General features: G+C 72.5%; 6 protein-coding genes. All 6 read left to right on the top strand.

Annotated features, from left to right (window positions below; all coding sequences use genetic code 11):
- Nucleotides 1–23: 23 nt before the first annotated feature.
- Entirely contained in the window at nt 24–5,132 is a 5,109-nt protein-coding gene (locus tag AB0B61_RS01415) for an SDR family NAD(P)-dependent oxidoreductase (RefSeq protein WP_358426176.1), read from the top strand.
- A 41-nt stretch (nt 5,133–5,173) separates the two neighbouring features.
- Complete coding sequence (locus tag AB0B61_RS01420) at nt 5,174–14,809, top strand: SDR family NAD(P)-dependent oxidoreductase (RefSeq protein ID WP_358426179.1); 9,636 nt, start codon at nt 5,174–5,176, stop codon at nt 14,807–14,809.
- A gap of 76 nt (nt 14,810–14,885) precedes the next feature.
- Complete coding sequence (locus tag AB0B61_RS01425) at nt 14,886–15,731, top strand: 3-hydroxyacyl-CoA dehydrogenase NAD-binding domain-containing protein (RefSeq protein WP_358426182.1); 846 nt, start codon at nt 14,886–14,888, stop codon at nt 15,729–15,731.
- Nucleotides 15,732–15,761: 30 nt separating this feature from the next.
- On the top strand, nt 15,762–16,013 hold the full coding sequence (locus AB0B61_RS01430) for an acyl carrier protein (protein WP_357942095.1): 252 nt from the start codon (nt 15,762–15,764) through the stop codon (nt 16,011–16,013).
- Nucleotides 16,010–17,167: an acyl-CoA dehydrogenase family protein gene (locus tag AB0B61_RS01435; RefSeq protein ID WP_358426185.1), complete on the top strand. Its 1,158-nt coding sequence runs from the start codon at nt 16,010–16,012 to the stop codon at nt 17,165–17,167. The genes AB0B61_RS01430 and AB0B61_RS01435 overlap by 4 nt, the downstream gene beginning before the upstream one ends.
- Nucleotides 17,164–18,222 (top strand): HAD-IIIC family phosphatase, encoded by a 1,059-nt coding sequence (locus AB0B61_RS01440; protein ID WP_358426188.1) that lies wholly within the window; start codon nt 17,164–17,166, stop codon nt 18,220–18,222. The genes AB0B61_RS01435 and AB0B61_RS01440 overlap by 4 nt, the downstream gene beginning before the upstream one ends.
- The last annotated feature ends 2 nt before the right edge of the window (nt 18,223–18,224 follow it).

Genomic DNA, 18,224 nt, shown 5'->3' on the forward strand with positions numbered 1-18,224 from the left:
TCGTTACCGGAAAGGCTCGTCCGATGGCGACCGAGGACAAACTTCGCGACTATCTCAAGCGCGTGACCGTCGAACTGACCCAGACGCGCCGCCGCCTCGCCGAGGCCGAAGATCGTCAGCACGAGCCCATCGCGATCATCGGGATGGCGTGCCGCTACCCCGGTGGCGGCGACACGGTCGAGGGTTTCTGGAACCTGCTGCGCGACGGCGGCAGCGCGGTCACCGAGGTGCCGTCCTCCCGGTGGGACATCGACGACTACTACGACCCCGACCCTCGTACCCCCGGCGGCATGTACACCAGATACGGCTCCTTCCTGCCGGACATCGCCGGCTGGGACGCCGAGTTCTTCGGCCTTTCGCCACGCGAGGCCCTGCGGATGGACCCGACGCAGCGCCTCCTGCTCGAACTGGCCTGGGAGGGCCTGGAGGACGCGGGCGCGCCGCCGTCGCGCCTGGCGGGCAGCCGTACCGGCGTGATGGTCGGCTACATGGACAGCCTCCAGTACGGCAGGCTCCAGCTCGAACGGCACGGCGCGGAGGCGCTCGCGGACCCGTACCTGGGCCAGGGCTCGTCCATGAGCGTCGCGGCCGGGCGCATCGCGTACCTGCTCAACCTGTGCGGCCCCACCATGGCCATCGACACGGCGTGCTCGTCCTCGCTGATCGCGGTCCACCTCGCGGCGGAGGCGCTGCGGCGGGGTGAGTGCGACCTCGCGATCGCCGCCGGGGCGTCTATGACGTTCCACCCGAGCACCTTCATCCAGGCGTGCGCGGCGTCGATGCTGTGCGCGGACGGGAAGTGCAAGACGTTCGACACGAGCGCCGACGGCTACGTCATGGGCGAGGGCGGCGGCGTCGTGGTACTGGAGCCGCTGTCCAAGGCGATCCAGAACGGCCGGCGCGTCCGCGCGGTGATCCGCGGCTCGGCCGTCAACCAGGACGGCCGCAGCAACGGCCTCACGGCCCCCAGTCGCGGCGCCCAGGCCGACGTGATCGGCCGCGCCCTGGCCGCCGCTCGGGTCACCCCCGACGACATCTCGTACGTGGAGGCACACGGCTCGGGCACCCACCTGGGGGACGCCATCGAGCTGTCGGCCCTGCACGACGTCTTCGGCCGGCGCCCCGGCACCCGGCCGTTACGGGTCGGCGCGGTGAAGACCAACATCGGCCACACCCAGGCGGCGGCCGGGGTGGCCGGGCTGATCAAGACGGTCCTGGTGCTGGAGAACGAACTGATCCCGCCGAACCTGCACCTGTCGGACCCGGCGGCGGCGATCCCGGAGGACGGGACGGTCCTGCCGATGACCGGGACGCCACAGGCGTTCACGGGGGCGGGGCCGCGGCTGGCGGGGGTGAGCTCGTTCGGCTGGTCGGGCACGAACGCCCACGTCATCCTGGAATCCGCCCCCGAGCTCGGCGATGCGGGGAGGTCCGCCGCCGAACTCAGCGATTCCCAGAGGTCGTCCAACCACCTGCCGGAAGCCACCGGCGCCGGGCACGGCATTGCTCGGGCACTGGTGCTGCCCGTGTCGGCGGCCAGTGACGCCGCCCTGCGAGAGCACGCCGGGCGCCTGTCCGCGGCGTTGGCGGACCGGTCGGACACGGACCGGTCGGACACGGACCGGTCGGACACGGACCGGCCGGAAACGGGCAGGCTGGAAACGGCCCGGTCGGCTGCGGCCCTGGCCGACGTGGCGCGTACGCTGCAGGCCGGTCGCTCCGAGCACGATCATCGACGCGCCCTGGTCTGCGCCGACCTCCCGGACGCCGTACGCCTGCTGGGCCGCGTCGCCACCGAGGGCGGCGTCCACCGGGTGAAGGGCCGCCCCCGGGTCGCGTTCCTGCTGCCCGGCGTCGGCGACCAGTACGCGGATCTCGGCAGGGAGCTGTACCGCACTGAGCCCGTCTACGCCGAGGCGGTAGACCGCTGCGTCGAGCTGGCCGCCGACCGGTGCGGCGTGGACCTGCGCCCCCTGTTCGGCTCCGCAGACGACCTGAGCGACGACGAGAAGCCCGCCGCCGACCAGGCACGGCCCTCGGGAGAGGACCCGTCACGGCCCTCGGACGGGGACCTTGCGGCGCTGCTGGGTCGGGACGGTTCTGTGCAGGATCGGGCCGACGACCCGCTCAGCCATGCCGAGATCGCGCACCCGTTCCTCTTCACCGTCGAGTACGCGCTCGCCCGGCTCCTGTCCCACTGGGGCGTCACCCCGGACCTGCTGATCGGCTACAGCCTCGGCGAATACGTGGCGGCCTGCCTCGGCGGCGTGTACACCCTCGAGGACGCCCTGTACGTGGTCGCCGAACGAGCCCGCCTGATCGCCGCCGCCCCGCCGGGCCGCATGGTCGCCGTCGCCGCAGGCGAGGACCGTTTGCGAGAACTGCTCGCCGCAGAGGACAGCGTTCGGGACCTGCCCGCCGCAGGGGACAGCGTTCGGGACCTGCCCGCCGCAGGGGAGGACCGCGTGCGGGAACCGCTCGCCGCAGGAAATGGCCGCGTGCGGGGACTGCTCGTCGGCGCCGAGGTCGAGGTGGATGTCGCGGCGCTCAACGGGCCCTCGATGACCGTGCTCAGCGGGCGCCCCGAGGACATCGAGGCCGTCACCCGCCGCCTCACAGCCGAGGGTGTCGCCTGTCGGCCGCTGCGGTCCGCGCACGCGTTCCACTCCTCGCTGCTCCAGCCGGCCCGCGAGAAGCTGGCCGCGCTGCTCGACTCCGTGCCGCGCCAGGCACCTGCCATCACCATCGTGTCCAACCTCACCGGCACCGCGCTGACGGCCGAGCAGGCCACCAGCTCCCAGTACTGGGCCGATCAGCTGGTCAGTCCGGTCCGGTTCGCCGACGCGGTACGGCACTGCGTCTCGCAGGAAGTGGACGCCTTCGTCGAGCTCGGCCCCGGCCAGACCCTCGGTGGGCTGGTCCGGCAGAACCTGTCCGACCGGCCGGCCACCGTACTCGGCACCCTGCCGCCGCTGTGGACGGCGGGGGAGCGGCGGGACGCGCGGTCCGAGGTCCTGGAGGCGTGTGGACGGCTGTGGGAGCTGGGCGTCACGCTGAACTGGGCGCCCACCCGCCCCGCCGGCGCCCGCCTCGTCGACCTGCCCGCCTACCCCTTCCAGCGCACCCGCTTCTGGCCGGACCAGGGCCGGGACGTCCCCCGAACCGACCGGCCCGCCAAACCGGCCGACTTCGCCTTCGCCCCGATCTGGCAGCAGGACACCACCCGCCCCACCCCGGCGCACCTCGCCTCTGGCGATGGCCGTCCGGGGGATGCCGCGCCTGCCGTACGGCTCAGTGGGCCGTTGGTGGTTTTCGCCGATTCGGCGGGGGTCGGTGCGGCGCTTGCCGAGACGGTCGCCGCGGCCGGGACCCAGGTGGTCGAGGTCGTCGCCGGGAGCGGGCTGCGGCAGGACGGGCGTCGCATCGTCATCGATCCCGCCGTGCCCGAGCACTACGCCCAGGTGTTCGCCGCAGTCACGGAGCCGGGGCCGGTGCATGTGGTCCATCTGTGGAGCCGGTTCGCCACGGCAGCCACTCCGGTGTACGCCACCGATGAGGAGCTGCGGGCGGCCATCGGGTACGGGTTCGACAGCCTGCTGCTGGCCGTACAGGCGCTGGGTGAGCTGCCCGCGCGCCAGGGTGTGCGGCTGCTGACGGTCACCCAGGGGGCCGCCGAGATCCTGGGCGGCGACGCGCTCGCGCCGTACCGGGCCGTGACGCACGGGCTCGGGCGGGCGGCGCACCACGAGTACACCGGACTGACCTGGAGCGGTGTCGACCTCGACCCGGAGGACGACGCGCAGGCGGCCGGGCAGCTCGTCCATGAGCTGCTCAGGGAGCCCGACGAGGCGCACGACCGGCTGACCGGCTGGCGGCGCGGCCGTCGCTGGGTGAAGAGCTGGGGCGAGGTCCCGGACCAGGGCGAACCGGCCGGGAGCCCGTGGTGGGCCGACGGCGTCTACCTGATCACCGGTGGTGCCCGAGGCCTCGGCATGGGCCTGGCCAAGCACCTGGTGCGAGCAGGAGTGCGGCGGCTCGCCCTGGTAGGCCGTACCCCCCTGAACACCGCCCTGCCCGAGCCGGGCGGGAAGGTGGCGCGGAGTCTGGCAGATGTCGCCGAGCTGGAGGCGGCCGGGGCCGAGGTGCTGTTGCTGACCGCCGACGCCGGTGTCCCCGACGAGTTGCGGCGGGCGCTGCGCCGGTGCCGGGAGCACTTCGGCACGTTGACCGGCGTGGTCCACGCGGCCGGCGTCCCGGCGGGTGGGATGGTGCAGCGGCGGACCGTGGCCGAAGCGGGGGCGGTGCTCGCGCCCAAGGTCATGGCGATGGGACCCCTCGCCGAGTTGGTCGGTCCGGACACGCCTGCCGGGGAGCGGCCCGAGCTGCTGGTTCTGTACTCCTCCGCCGTGACCGCGTTCGGCGGCATCGGCGAGGGCGACTACTGCGCCGCCAACACCGTGCTGGACGCGTACGGCGAGGCGCTGGCGGCCACCGCGCCGTCCACCAGGGTGGTGTCGGTCGCCTGGGGGCCGTGGCAGCACGACGACTGGCAGGCCGACTCCCTCAAGGGCGCCTCCAGCCTCGCCCAGCGGGTGACCGCCTACCGGGAGAGGTACGGGTTCGCCGAGGAGGCGGGCTGCGCGTTCCTCGACCGGATCGTGACCGGCGGCCACGGCAGCGTCCTGACCGCGCGCCAGCCGCTGCGGGACATCCTGCGCGACTGGTCGTCCATGATCGACCTTGACGCTCTGGTCGGTGCGGCGGCGGCGCCTGGCGGGGAGCGGTTCCCGCGGCCGCTGCTGCGGACCGAGTACGTGGCGCCCAGGACCGAGACCGAGACCAGGATCGCCGACCTGTGGGGCGCCTATCTGGGCATCGAGCAGGTCGGCGTGTACGACCCGTTCTTCGACCTCGGAGGCAACTCCCTGGTCGGCATGGCCATGGTGCTCGCCATCGAGAAGGAGCTCGGTGTGGCCATCGCGCCCGCGGTGCTGTTCGAGCACCCGACGGTCGCGGAGTTCGCGACCGCGCTGGAGCGGTCGGACGACGGCTCCACACGGCAGGCACTCACCACCAGCTCGGCTCGGGGGCAGCGACGGCGCCGGGCCCGTTCCGGGGGCGGACGGAAATGAAGCCCGACTTGAGCTTGAGTCCCGAGATAAGGACCGTTGACGTGACTGATGACCTGGCCGGCGAGGTCTCCGGCAATGACATTGCGATAGTCGGGATGTCGGGACGGTTCCCCGGAGCCGCCGACGTGGCCGGATTGTGGGCGAACATCCGTGACGGCCGTTCCGGCATCACCCGGTTCACCGATGAGGAGTTGCGGGCCGCCGGAGTGCCCGAGGACCTGTTGGCGGATCCCGGGTACGTGAAGGCCGGGGCGGTGATCGACGGCGTCGAGCTGTTCGACGCGGGGTTCTTCGGGTTCAGCCCGAAGGAGGCCCAGATCCTCGACCCGCAGCACCGGTTGTTCCTGGAACACAGCTGGGAGGCCCTGGAGGACGCCGGCTGCGACCCCACCCGCTTCGACGGCTCGATCGGCGTGTTCGGCGGGTCCGGCTGGAGCTCGTACCTGCAGCACAACCTGATGCCGAACGACATCGCCGCCACCATGGGCGAGCTGGCCCTCGGCCTGGCCAACGACAAGGACTCGCTGACCCTCCGCGTGGCCCACACGCTGGGCCTGTCGGGCCCGAGTTACGCGGTGCAGAGCTACTGCTCCACGTCGCTCGTCGCGGTCTGCGCGGCGGCCTCCAGCCTGGCCGGGTTCGAGTGCGACCTGGCGCTGGCGGGCGGCGTCGCGGTCAACGTGCCGCACCGGGTCGGCTACCTGTACCAGCAGGGCGGCATCGCGCCGCCCGACGGCGAGTGCCGGGCCTTCGACGCGGGCGGCCTGGGCAGCCCGCTCGGCAGCGGCGTCGGCGTGGTGGCGCTGCGCCGACTGGAGGACGCGCTGGCCGCCGGGGACCAGATCTACGCCGTCATCCGGGGCTGGGCCGTCAACAACGACGCGGGCAGGAAGGTGGGCTTCACCGCTCCCGGCGTACAGGGTCAGGCCGCCGTCATGGCCGAAGCGCTCGCCAGTGCCGGGCTGATGCCCGCCGACATCGACTACGTCGAGGCGCACGGCACCGGGACCGCGCTGGGTGACGCGGCCGAGCTGGCCGCGCTGCAGCAGGTGTTCCATGACGAGTCGTGCCTGATCGGCTCGGTCAAGACGAACCTCGGCCACCTCGACCGGGCGGCCGGCGTCACCAGCCTCATCAAGACCGCTCTCGCCCTGCGTCACGACGAGATCCCGCCGACCCGCAACCTCACCGAGCCCAACCCGCAGCTCAGCGCCGGTGAGGCCGAGCTGGAGGTGGTCACCAGGCTCATCGCCTGGCCGCGCAGGCCCGGCCGGACCCGGCGGGCGGGGGTGAGCGCGTTCGGCATCGGCGGGACCAACGCCCACGTGGTGCTGGAAGAGGCGCCCCCCGTTCCCGTGCCCGCCGTTCCGCTTCCGGCCGCGGCGTCGCGTCCGGAACTGCTGGTGTGGTCCGCGCGGTCCGCCGCCGCGGCCGACGCCATGACCGACCGCCTCGCCGACCACCTCGCGTCCGCCGTGGCCGACGCGACGACCGACCATCTCGCGACCGACCCCGACACGCGCCTCCTGCCCGACGTCGCTCACACGCTGCAGGCCGGGCGGCAGGTGTTCGGGCACCGCCGGATGCTGGTCGCCACCACCGTTGACGAGGCCGTCGCCGGGCTGCGCGACGCCGGGGTACTGGCCCGCGCGGACAGCCGCGCCGACCGGCCCGTCGCGTTCCTCATCGCGGGCACCGGCGAGCAGTACCCGGGCCTGGCCGCCGAGCTGTACGAGACCGAGCCGGTGTTCAGGCAGACGCTCGACGAGTGCCGGGCCACGCTCCGCGACCACCTCGGCGGGATCGACCCGCTGGCCGAGCTGCTGCTCCCCAGGCAGCCCGGCCAGGCCGCCGGGCTCGACCGGCTGCTCGGGCGGGAGGCGGCGCCGGTCGACACCATGCCCACGGCGGTGCTGCAGCCCGCGCTGTTCGCGGTCGAGTACGCCCTGGCCCAGCTCGTACGCTCCTGGGGCATCGAACCGGCGCTGCTGGCCGGCTACAGCCTCGGCGAGTACGTGGCCGCCTGCCTGGCGGGCGTCCTCACCCTGGACTCGGCCCTGGCGCTGGTCGCCCACCGGGCACGGCTGATCGACGCGCTCCCGGCCGGCGCGATGAGCGCCGTGCCGCTGGCCGCCGACGACCTGCGGACCCGGCTGGCGCGGGCGGGCATCGCGGACGTGGACGTGGCCGCGGTCAACGGCCCCGAACTCACCGTGCTCGCCGGCCCGCCCGCCGCGATGGAGGCGGTCAGGGAGTTCCTGGCGGGCGAGTCGGTGCCGTGCCGGCCGCTGGCCACCAGCCATGCGTTCCACTCGCGCATGATGGAGCCGGTACGCGACGAGCTGACCCGCTGGATCGCCACCCACATCACGCTCGAAGAGCCGCGCATCCCGTACGTCTCGAACGTCACCGGCGCCCTCATCACCGCCGCCGAGGCGACCGACCCCGGCTACTGGGCGCGGCACATGTGCGGGCCGGTGCTGTTCGACGCCGTGCTCGGCACGCTGCTCGAGCAGGGTGAGCTCGCGCTGCTGGAGATCGGTCCCGGGCAGTCGCTCGGGGCGATGGCCCGCGGTCACCGCGACTGCCCCCGGGACCGCTGGCCGCTGGTGGTCTCCTCGCTCCCCGCCGCCGCCGACCCCCGCCCGGCCGGCACCGTACTGGCCGAGGGGCTGGGGCGGTTGTGGCTGGCGGGCGTGCCGGTCGACTGGGCCGGCTACCGGCAGGATCAGCCCGTACGCAAGGTGGGGCTGCCCAGCTACCCGTTCCAGCGGGAGCGCTACTGGATCGACCCGCCCCGCCACCAGGCCGGGCCCGCCCCGGCCGCCGCCGCTCTGGCTCCCCCTCCTGAGGAGACGGCTCCGCACGTCCAGCTCATGGTCCCGCGCTGGATCGCGACCGACGTACCCGCCACGACCGGTTCGGGCGCGGCCGGGCGCTGGGTGGTGCTCGCCGACGCGGGCGGTGTCGCTGACGCGGTCGTCGAGTCGCTCGGCTCCGACGGCACCGAGATCGTGCTGGTACGGCCGGGCGGCGCGTTCGCCGAGATGACCCGCGGCTACACGATCGACCCCGAGTCCGCGGCCGACCACGCCGCCCTGGCCAGGAGCCTGGCGAGCGAGACCCCGACGGTCCTGCTCGATCTGCGGCTGCTCGACCACGCCGGCTCCGGTGGCGACGGGCGCCAGGTGGTGCTCCCGCTCTCCCGGATGCTGGACGCCTGGGGCAGCGAGGGCGGCGACAGCACCAGGATCATCGTCGCCACCCGGGCCGGCCAGGCGGTCGTCGACGGCGAGGTGCCGGACCCCGGCCACGCCGCCGCCGCCACGCTGCCGCTGGTGGCCAACCAGGAGTACCTCAACCTCGACTGCCGCTGCGTGGACCTCGAGGCCGGCGCCGACATCGCCGCGACGGCCCGGGACCTGGTGGCCGAGCTCGGCGGTCCGGCGACCGACGCCCTGGTGGCCTACCGCGACGGACGCCGCCACACCCGCGACTACGTCCCCGCCGACCGGGACCAGGCACAGACCGGTCTGGGGGTACGGCCCGGCGGGACGTACTTGATGACCGGTGGTCTCGGGGACGTCGGGCTGCTGGTGGCCGAGCACCTGGTGCGGGCCGGAGCCGCCCGGCTGATCCTCACCAGCCGCGGCGGCGTGCCCGCCATGGCCGGTGACCCGCGCCACGAGGGCGTCCAGCGGTTGCGGGCGCTCGGGGCTGAGGTGCTGACGCCGCGGGCCGACGTGACAGACGCCGACGCGATGCGCGCCCTGCTGGCCGAGGTGCTCGGCGACGCGCGAAGCGGGGCGTCAGGCGAGGTACTGCGGGTGGGCGGGCGGCTCGACGGGGTGATTCATGCCGCCGCCGAGACCGGCCGGGACACGTTCCTGTCGATGCGCGACCTCGACCAGGAAGCCGTAGCGCGGCACTTCGGCGCGAAGGTGACGGGTGCGCTGGTCCTGCGCGAGGTGCTCGGCGAGCTCCCCGCTGAGCAGGCGCCCGGCTTCTGCCTGCTGTTCTCCTCGACGTCGTCGCTGCTGGGCGGCATCACGTTCGGCAGCTACGCGGCGGCGAACGCCGCGCTGACTGCGGTCGCCCACGACACCGGAGCCTCGCCCACCCGGTGGGTGGCCGCGAGCTGGGACACCTGGTCGCGGACGCTCGAAGGCATGGAAGGCGGCATCGGCGCCGCGATGGCCGCGCACGCCATGAGCACGGAGGAGGGGCTGGCGGCGTTCGACCGGTTGGTGGCCGACGACCGGCCGAGCCTCGTGGTGGCGGCGGGCGGACTCGACGACCGGCTGCCCCGGGCGGTGACGGGGCCGGAGCCGGGGGCGGGCGGGACCAGGTTCCCCCGTCCCGAGCTGCCTCAGCCGTACAGCCCGCCGCTGACCGCGACCGAGCGGGCGCTGGCCGAGCTGTGGTCCGACGTGCTCGGCATCGAGCCGGTCGGGACCAGGGACAACTTCTTCGACCTCGGCGGCAACTCGCTCGTCGCGCTGCAGATGCTGGCCCTGGTGAAGAAGCGGTTCGGGATCGCGGTTCCGACGGTGATGCTGTTCGAGGCGCCGACGGTGCACACGCTCGCCGGAATCCTCGACGAGAAGGGCGCCACCGCCGGCCGTACCGGGAAGACGAGTGCCCGCGCCGCGACGGTGGCCAAGCGAGTCGCCCAGAAGACCGTGGAAGGCACCGCCGGACCTGCCGGCCGCACCGGGACCGGTACCGGCACCGGCAGCGACATGGACGACGACCGGCGGATCGCCATCGTCGGCATGGCCGGCCACTTCCCGGGCGCCACCGACGTGGGTACGTTCTGGAACAACCTGCGCGAAGGCGTCGAGTCCATCAGCTTCTTCTCCGAGGAGGAGCTGCTGGCCGCCGGAGTGGCCCCCGACCTCATCCACGACCCGTCGTACGTCCCCGCCCGCCCGGTGCTCGACGACGTCAGCGGCTTCGACGCCGCGTTCTTCGGCCTGAGCCCCCGGATGGCGGCGATCACCGACCCGCAGCAGCGGGCGTTCATCGAGGTGTGCTGGGAGGCGCTGGAGCAGGCCGGGTACGCGGTGCCGGAGAGCAGGGGCCGGGTCGGCGTGTTCGGCGGCAGCAACATCAGCACGTACCTGCTCCGCATGGGCGAGCACCTCCTGAACGACGAGGAGGAGGTCAGCCACTACGAGATCATCATGGGCAACGACAAGGACGCGCTCACCACGACCGTCTCCTACCTGTTCGACCTGTACGGGCCGAGTGTCGCGGTGCAGACGTTCTGCTCGACCTCGCTGGTCGCGGCGCACCTGGCGGTGCAGAGCCTGCGCAACGGCGAGTGCGAGCTCGCGCTGGCCGGCGGCGTGTCGATCCGGGTGCCCGACCGGGTCGGGCACAAGTTCGGGCCCGGGGGGCAGGAGTCGCCCGACGGTCACGTACGGACGTTCGACGCCAAGGCTCGGGGCAGCATGTTCGGTGACGGGGCCGCGGTGGTGCTGCTCAAGCGGCTGTCGGACGCGGTACGCGACGGCGACCACATCTGGGCCGTGATCCGCGGCTCGGCGATGAACAACGACGGCGCGCTCAAGGTCGGCTTCACCGCGCCGAGCGTGGTCGGTCAGGCCAGGGTGATCGCCGACGCGATGGCCGACGCCGGGGTGACCGGCGAGGACATCAGCTACATCGAGGCGCACGGCACCGCCACCGAACTCGGCGACCCGATCGAGCTGGCGGCGCTGACGCGGGCGTTCGGCGACACCGAGCAGACGCAGTACTGCCCGATCGGCTCGGTGAAGACCAACATCGGTCACCTGGACCGCGCCGCGGGCGCGAGCGGACTGATCAAGACCTCGCTCGCGCTGCGCGAACGGGTGATCCCGGCCAGCCTGCACTACACCAGCCCCAACCCGGAGATCGACTTCGAGAACAGCCCCTTCTACGTCAACGCCGAGCTCTCCCCGTGGCGAACCCGCGACGGACGGCCGCGCATCGCGGGCATCAACTCGCTCGGCATGGGCGGCACCAACGTGCACATGGTCGTCGAGGAGGCTCCCGTCCGGCCCCCGGCGCCGCCCGTTTCGCCCGAGTCCTCCCGCAGGTACCAGGTGCTGCCCGTGTCCGCGCGCAACGCCACCGCGGCCGACCAGGCGGGCGAGCGCCTCGGACGACACCTGGCCGCCTCGCCCGGTATCCGGTTGGCGGACGTGGCGTTCACGCTCCAGGTGGGACGCAAGACGTTCGAGCACCGGCGCGTCGCGGTCGTGGACAGCCTTGAGTCGGCTGCCGCCGTACTGGGTGGGGAGTCACTGAACCCCGGCGTGCTGAGCGGGGGGTCGCCGAACTCCGCCGTACTGGGTGGGGGATCGCCGAACCCCGGGGTGCTGAGCCGGGTCGACACGGTGCAGGGGCGTCCGGTGGCGTTCCTGTTCGCCGGGGCGGGGGAGCAGTATCCGGGCCTGGTCACCGAGCTGTATCGGCGCGAGCCGGAGTTCCGCGCGGCGCTCGACGAGTGCCTGGAGCTCCTGCACGGATCGCTGGGCGACGTGGACCTCGCGGACCTGCTCGCGGGCGGCCGCGGCACCGCCCCCGACCTCGCCGCCCTACTGGGCCGCACGGGCTCGGGTGGGGACGAGCGGGTCGGCGTGCTGGAGCGTACGGAGATCGTCCAGCCCGCCCTGTTCGCCGTCGAGTACGCCCTGGCCCGCACGCTCATGACCTGGGGCTTACAGCCGCGGATGATGCTGGGCTACAGCCTCGGCGAGTACGTCGCCGCCTGCCTGGCCGGAGTCCTGTCGCTGCCGGACGCCGTCGCGCTGGTGGCGTACCGGGCGAAGCTGATCGACGGCGTGCCGCCCGGCTCGATGGCCGCCGTGTCGCTGCCCGCCGGCGAGCTGCGGCGCCGGTTCAGGCTCGACGAGCGGGGGCTCGACCTGGCCGCCGTCAACGGCCCGCAGGTGACGGTCGTCGCCGGTCCGGTCGAGGCGATGGACGGGCTCCTCGCCGACCTGCGGCGGGCCGAGATCCCGTGCCGCCCGCTGCAGACCACCCACGCCTTCCACTCCAGGATGCTGGCCCGCCTGAGCGACGACCTGACCGCCTGGGTCGAGGCGAACGTCCAGCTCAACCCGCCCGCCCTGCCGTACATCTCGAACGTGACCGGCGAGATCGCCGACGCGGACCTGGTGTGCGACCCGGGCTACTGGGCCCGGCACATGTGCGGGACCGTACGGTTCGCGGACGGGATCGACGCGCTGCTCGCCGACCCGGAGCTGGCCGTGGTCGAGATCGGCCCGGGGCAGTCGCTCGGCGCCCTGGTACGCGCCGCCGGATGTCCGCCGCAGCGGTGGCCGCTCATCCTCAACGCGCTGCCCGGCGGCAGCGACAGCCGCCCAGATGACGAGGTACTCGCCGGCTGCCTGGCCCGGCTGTGGCTACTCGGCGCCGACCTCGACTGGGCCGCCCACCACGGCAGACACCGAAACCCCGGACTCGCCGCTGGTCCCGATGCCGGGCTTGCCGCCGGGGCGTCTGAAGTGCCTGGGGCCGGGTTGCCGGGGCGGATCCCGCTGCCGACGTACCCCTTCCAGCGTCAGCGCTACTGGATCGACCCGCCCGCGACCGGCGCGCGGCGGCAGTTGGTCGGCGCGCTGCCGGCGCTCGATCCGGACAACCTGTTCGAGGCGATCACGAACCTGCCCAGGCTGCCGGAAGACCAGTGGATGTACCTGCCCGTATGGCGGCAGACCGCCGCGCCCGCGCCGGGTGAGGCGCCGGCCTCGTGGCTGGTCTACACCCGCGACGGGCTCGCCGACCAGGTCGCCGCCGAGCTGCGGCGGACGGCCGGCGCCACGGTCACGCTGGTACGCCCCGGCGACGCGTACGCCGCCACCCCCGACGGCTACACGGTACGGCCGGGCAGCGTGGGCGACACGCTCTCGCTGCTGCGCGACCTGCGCGCCGCCGGTCGGCCGCTGGAGCGGGTGGTCCACCTCTGGACGCTGGACGCCGCCGCCGACGACATGACCATCCGGTACGGCCTGCACACACTCGTCGCGCTGGCCAGGGCGGCGGCCGAATCTGGCACCGACGACTGGTCTCTGGACGTCGCCGTCACCGGCACGCAGCAGGTGCTGGGCGACGACGTGTCCAACCCGGACGGTGCGACGCTGATCGGTCCCTGCCTGGTGATCCCCCTGGAGTACCCGAAGGTCGCCACCCGCCTCATCGACCTGGCGACCGGCCCGCTCGCGGCCAGTGGCAGGGGCGGTTCGGTGGTCGGTGGGTTGGTGGCCGAGTTGCGGAGGCCGCAGGCCGACCGGATCGTGGCGCTGCGCAACGGCCGACGCTGGGTGCCCGGTTACGAGACCATGGCGGTCGATCCGGACCTGGAGACGCTCCGCGAAGGCGGTGTCTACCTGATCACGGGCGGGCTCGGCGGTATCGCCCTCGGCCTGGCCGAACGGCTGGCCCGCGACTGTCACGCCAACCTCGTCCTGCTCGCCCGCCGCGGCCTGCCACCCCGAGCGGAGTGGTCCCGCATCCTGGCGAGCGCGGGCACCAACGGCGCGGGGTCCAACGGTGCGGGGTCCAACGGTGCCGGACCCAACGATGCGGCCGAGGAGGCGACCCGGCGGCGGATCGTCCAAGTGCTCGAGATCGAGAAACTCGGCGGCCGGGTCGAGATCGTCACCGGCGACGTCAGTAAGCCCGAGGACGTCCGCCGGGCCGTGGAGACGGCGGTCGAGCGGTTCGGCGCCCTCCACGGGGTCCTCCACGCGGCGGGCGTGCCGGGCATGGGGTTGATGCAGTTCAAGCGGTCCGACGAGCTGGACCAGGTGCTGGCCCCGAAGATCGGCGGCACCCTGGCCATCGCCGAGGCGCTGCGCATCGGCCGCCCCGACGAGGTCGAGCTGGACTTCCTGGTGCTGTTCGCCTCCATCACCTCGGCGACCGGCGGTGGGCCGGGCCAGGTGGACTACTGCGCCGCCAACGCCTTCCTCGACGGGTACGCCCACCAGCTCGCCGACACCGGCAGGCGGGTCCTGGCCATCGACTGGGGCGAGTGGACCTGGAACGCCTGGGAGGAGGGCCTGGCCGGGTACGACGGCGCGTTGCAGCAGTTCTTCCGCGACAACCGGGCCCGCGTCGGGATCGACTTCGAGGACGGCTGGCGGGCGCTGCTGCGCGCGCTGGCCAGCGGTGAGCCCCGGGTCGTGGTGTCCACGCAGGACTTCCCGACGGTGGTGCTCGGCAGCTCGCGCTTCAACCTGGAGGCGGTCACCTCGCCCGCCGTGGGTGGCGTGAGCGGCGAGCGGCACCCCCGACCCGAGCTGGTCACCCCCTACCAGGAGCCGTCGGGGTCGGCCGAGGAGCAGATCGCCGGCATCTGGTGCGACTCGCTCAAGCTCGACCGGGTCGGTGTCCTGGACAACTTCTTCGAGCTCGGCGGCAACTCACTGCTCGGCGTCAGCATCGTGGCCGCGATGCGCCGGGCCTTCGAGCTGGACGAGCTGCCGCCCCACATCCTCTACGAGGCGCCGACCGTGTCGGCGCTCGGCCAGACCATCGAGGCCATGTCCTCGGGCGCGGGCCACGCGCTCGGGACCGGCGCGGACGGCGGCAGCCACGTACGTGCCCAGCTGCGCCGATCGGGGCTCGAAGCCTCCGCCGCCCGCAGACGCGGCCGGTGAGACCCGACAACGAGCAGCGCGACGGGCCAAAACAACAGACCAAAAACAACGGACCAGCGCAACGAATGGAGCAGTCATGACAGTGATCGGCGTAGTGGGCGCCGGTGTGATGGGCGTGGGAGTGGCCCAGAACCTGGCCCAGACCGGCCACGACGTGGTCCTGGTCGACAAGGACGAGCAGATCCTCCAGCAGGCGCTCGCGAACATCGAGCGCAACAGCCGGATGAGCCGCCTGATGGGCGGCCCGGCCCTGGACGCGGACGCGATCCTCGCCAGGATCACCACGGCCGTCGGCGCCGACGCCCTGGCCAAGGCGGAGATCGTCATCGAGAACGTGACCGAGAACTGGGACGTCAAGCGGGAGGTCTACGAGGCGCTCGACGCGGCCTGCGGACCCGACACCGTGTTCGTCGTCAACACCTCGGCCATCCCGATCACCAAGGTCGGCGCCGTGACGGGCCGTCCCGACAAGGTCATCGGCGTACATTTCATGAACCCGGTGCCCGCCAGGCCGGCCGTCGAGCTGATCCCCGGCTTCCACACCACCCCCGACACCATCGAGCGGACCAGGAACCTGCTGGCCGCCATGGGCAAGCGGGCCGTCGACGTCAAGGACTCGTGCGGCTTCATCTCCAACCGGGTGCTCATGCTCACCGTCAACGAGGCCGCCTACCTCGTCCACGAGGGCGTGGCCACGGCCGAGTCCGTCGACGAGGTGTTCCGCAGCTGCTTCGGCCACCCCATGGGGCCGCTGGAGACCGCCGACCTGATCGGCGTCGACACCATCCTCTACAGCGTCGAGGTGCTGTACGAGCACTACGCCGACAGCAAGTACCGGCCGTGCCCGCTGCTCAAGCAGATGACCGACGCCGGCCTGCACGGACGCAAGTCCGGACGCGGCTTCTTCACCTACGCCAACTAACCAACGAAACCACTGAAAAGGAGCTCAGCAATGTCGAACACCGCTGAGGCGCAGATCCTCGCTTTCGTCCGCAGCCGCTACCCGCAGGCCGAGATCACCGGAGACCAGGACATCTTCTCCCTGGGCTTCGTCAACTCGCTGTTCGCGATGGAGCTGGTGATGTTCGTGGAGAAGACCTTCGAGGTCACCATCCCGAACGAGGAGCTGCGCATCGACAACTTCCGGACCGCCGGCTCGATGGCCGAGCTGGTGGGCCGGCTGTCGGAGGAGCTGGCCGCGTGACGATCGTCACCCAGGCGCCGGTCGCGCAAAAGACGCTCCCGGTCACCGACCGGGCCAGCGCCCGCGCGTTCGTGGACACCTTCATCGTTCCGTACGCCGAGGCGTACGACCAGGCCGGCTACATCCCCGAGGAACTGCTGGACCGGATGGCCGAGGCGGGCCTGTGGGCCCCCTTCCTGCCCGAGGAGGTGGGCGGCGCCGGAATGGACCTGGTCACCCTCGGCGAGGTCCACGAGGAGGTGGGCCGCGGCTGTTCGTCGGTCCGCAGCCTGCTCACGGTTCACACCATGGTGTCGTGGGCGGTGCAGCGGTGGGGCAGCGCGGCGCAGCGGCAGAAGTGGGCCCCGGCCCTGGCCAAGGGTACGGTCCTGGGCGCGTTCTGCCTGTCGGAGCCCGGCGCGGGCAGCGACACCTCGGGCATCACCACGACCGCCGTCCAGTCCGGTACGGGCTGGGTGCTCAACGGCGGCAAGAAGTGGATCACCGGCGGCCAGCGGGCGGACCTGTACCTGGTGTTCGCCCGCACCGCGTCGAGCATCGGCGCGTTCCTGGTGCCCAGGGAGAGTCCCGGGGTCGAGGTGCGCCCGATCGACGACATGCTGGGCACCCGCGCGTCGATGCTCGCGGAGGTGACGTTCGACGACGTCCGCCTCGACGCCGACGCGCTGCTCGGGCCCAGCGGGTTCACCGCGGGCATGGTGCTCACCGGCACGCTGGACCTCGGTCGCTACAGCGTGGCGGCCGGGTCGGTCGGCATCATCCAGGCGTGCCTGGAGGCGTCGGCGACGTACACCTCGGCGCGCGAGGTCGGCGGCTCGGTGCTGCGGGACCTGCCGCTGATCCAGGCCAAGCTGTCCGACATGGTCACCGACGCGCGGGCGGCCCGGCTGCTGCTGGCCGAGGCGGGGCGGCTCAAGGACGCCGGTGAGGCCTCCACGATCATGGCGACCTGGGTGGCGAAGTACTTCGCGTCCACCGCGGCCGCCAGGCACGCGTCGGAGGCGGTCCAGATCCACGGCGCCAACGGCTGCAGCCCCGACTATCCCGTGGCCCGCTTCTACCGGGACGCCAAGGTCATGGAGATCATCGAGGGCAGCAACGAGATCCAGCGCATCACGATCGCCGGCCAGGCGGACCGGGAGGTGACGTCATGAGTGTGGCCGTACTCCACGAGAAGCCCAAGCAGGGCCGCATCAAGTGCGTCGTGTGGGACCTCGACAACACGCTGTGGGACGGCGTGCTGCTGGAGGACGAGAACGTCACGGTACGTCCGGCGGTCGTCGAGCACATCAGACGGCTGGACCGCATGGGCGTGCTGCACTCGGTGGCCAGCAAGAACGACCACGAGGCGGCGTTCGGCAAGCTGCGCGAGCTCGGCCTCGACGACCTGTTCCTCTACCCGCGGATCAACTGGAACGCCAAGTCCGACTCGATCCGCCAGATCTCCAAGGCGCTCAACCTCGGGCTCGACGCGTTCGCGTTCGTGGACGACCAGGAGTTCGAGCGCGCCGAGGTGGCGCACGAGGTGCCGGAGGTGACCTGCGTCGACGTCGCCGACGTGGACGAGGCGCTGGTACGGCCGGAGTTCACCCCCCGGTTCGTCACCGACGAGTCGGCGCAGCGGCGCGGCATGTACCAGGGGCAGATCGCCAGGGACGAGCTGGAGAGCGAGTTCGTCGGCACCAACGAGGAGTTCCTGGCCGGGCTGAAGATGGCGTTCACCATCGCGCCGGCCCGCCGGGAGGACCTCCAGCGGGCCGAGGAGCTGACGGTACGCACCAACCAGCTCAACTCGACCGGCCGCACCTACTCCTACGAGGAGCTCGACGAGCTGCGCGAGTCGCCGGACCACCTGCTGCTGGTGGCCTCGCTGACCGACCGGTTCGGCAGCTACGGCAAGATCGGGCTCGCGCTGGTGGAGAAGGAGGAGACGGTCTGGCGCCTGTGCATGATGTTGATGTCGTGCCGGGTGATGTCGCGCGGGGTCGGGATGGTCATGCTCAACCACGTCATGCGGCTGGCGAAGGAGGCCGGTGTCTCGGTGCGGGCCGACTTCGTGGAGACGGGACGTAACCGGATGATGCAGGTCACCTACGCGTTCGCGGGTTTCAGGGAGGTGGAGCGGAACGGCGCCCACGTGGTGCTGGAGGCCGATCTGACGAACGTGCAGCCGCCTCCGCCGTACGTGAAGCTAGAGATCCTGGATTGAGG

Origin of the sequence: Nonomuraea sp. NPDC049158 (genome assembly GCF_040648335.1) — a bacterium.
Classification (GTDB): Bacteria; Actinomycetota; Actinomycetes; order Streptosporangiales; family Streptosporangiaceae; genus Nonomuraea.

Bases quoted from the DNA above. Each gene is read 5' to 3' on its own strand.
- AB0B61_RS01415 (WP_358426176.1), top strand. From the start codon at position 24: ATGGCGACCGAGGACAAACTTCGCGACTATCTCAAGCGCGTGACCGTC.
- AB0B61_RS01425 (WP_358426182.1), top strand. From the start codon at position 14,886: ATGACAGTGATCGGCGTAGTGGGCGCCGGTGTGATGGGCGTGGGAGTG.
- AB0B61_RS01430 (WP_357942095.1), top strand. From the start codon at position 15,762: ATGTCGAACACCGCTGAGGCGCAGATCCTCGCTTTCGTCCGCAGCCGC.
- AB0B61_RS01440 (WP_358426188.1), top strand. From the start codon at position 17,164: ATGAGTGTGGCCGTACTCCACGAGAAGCCCAAGCAGGGCCGCATCAAG.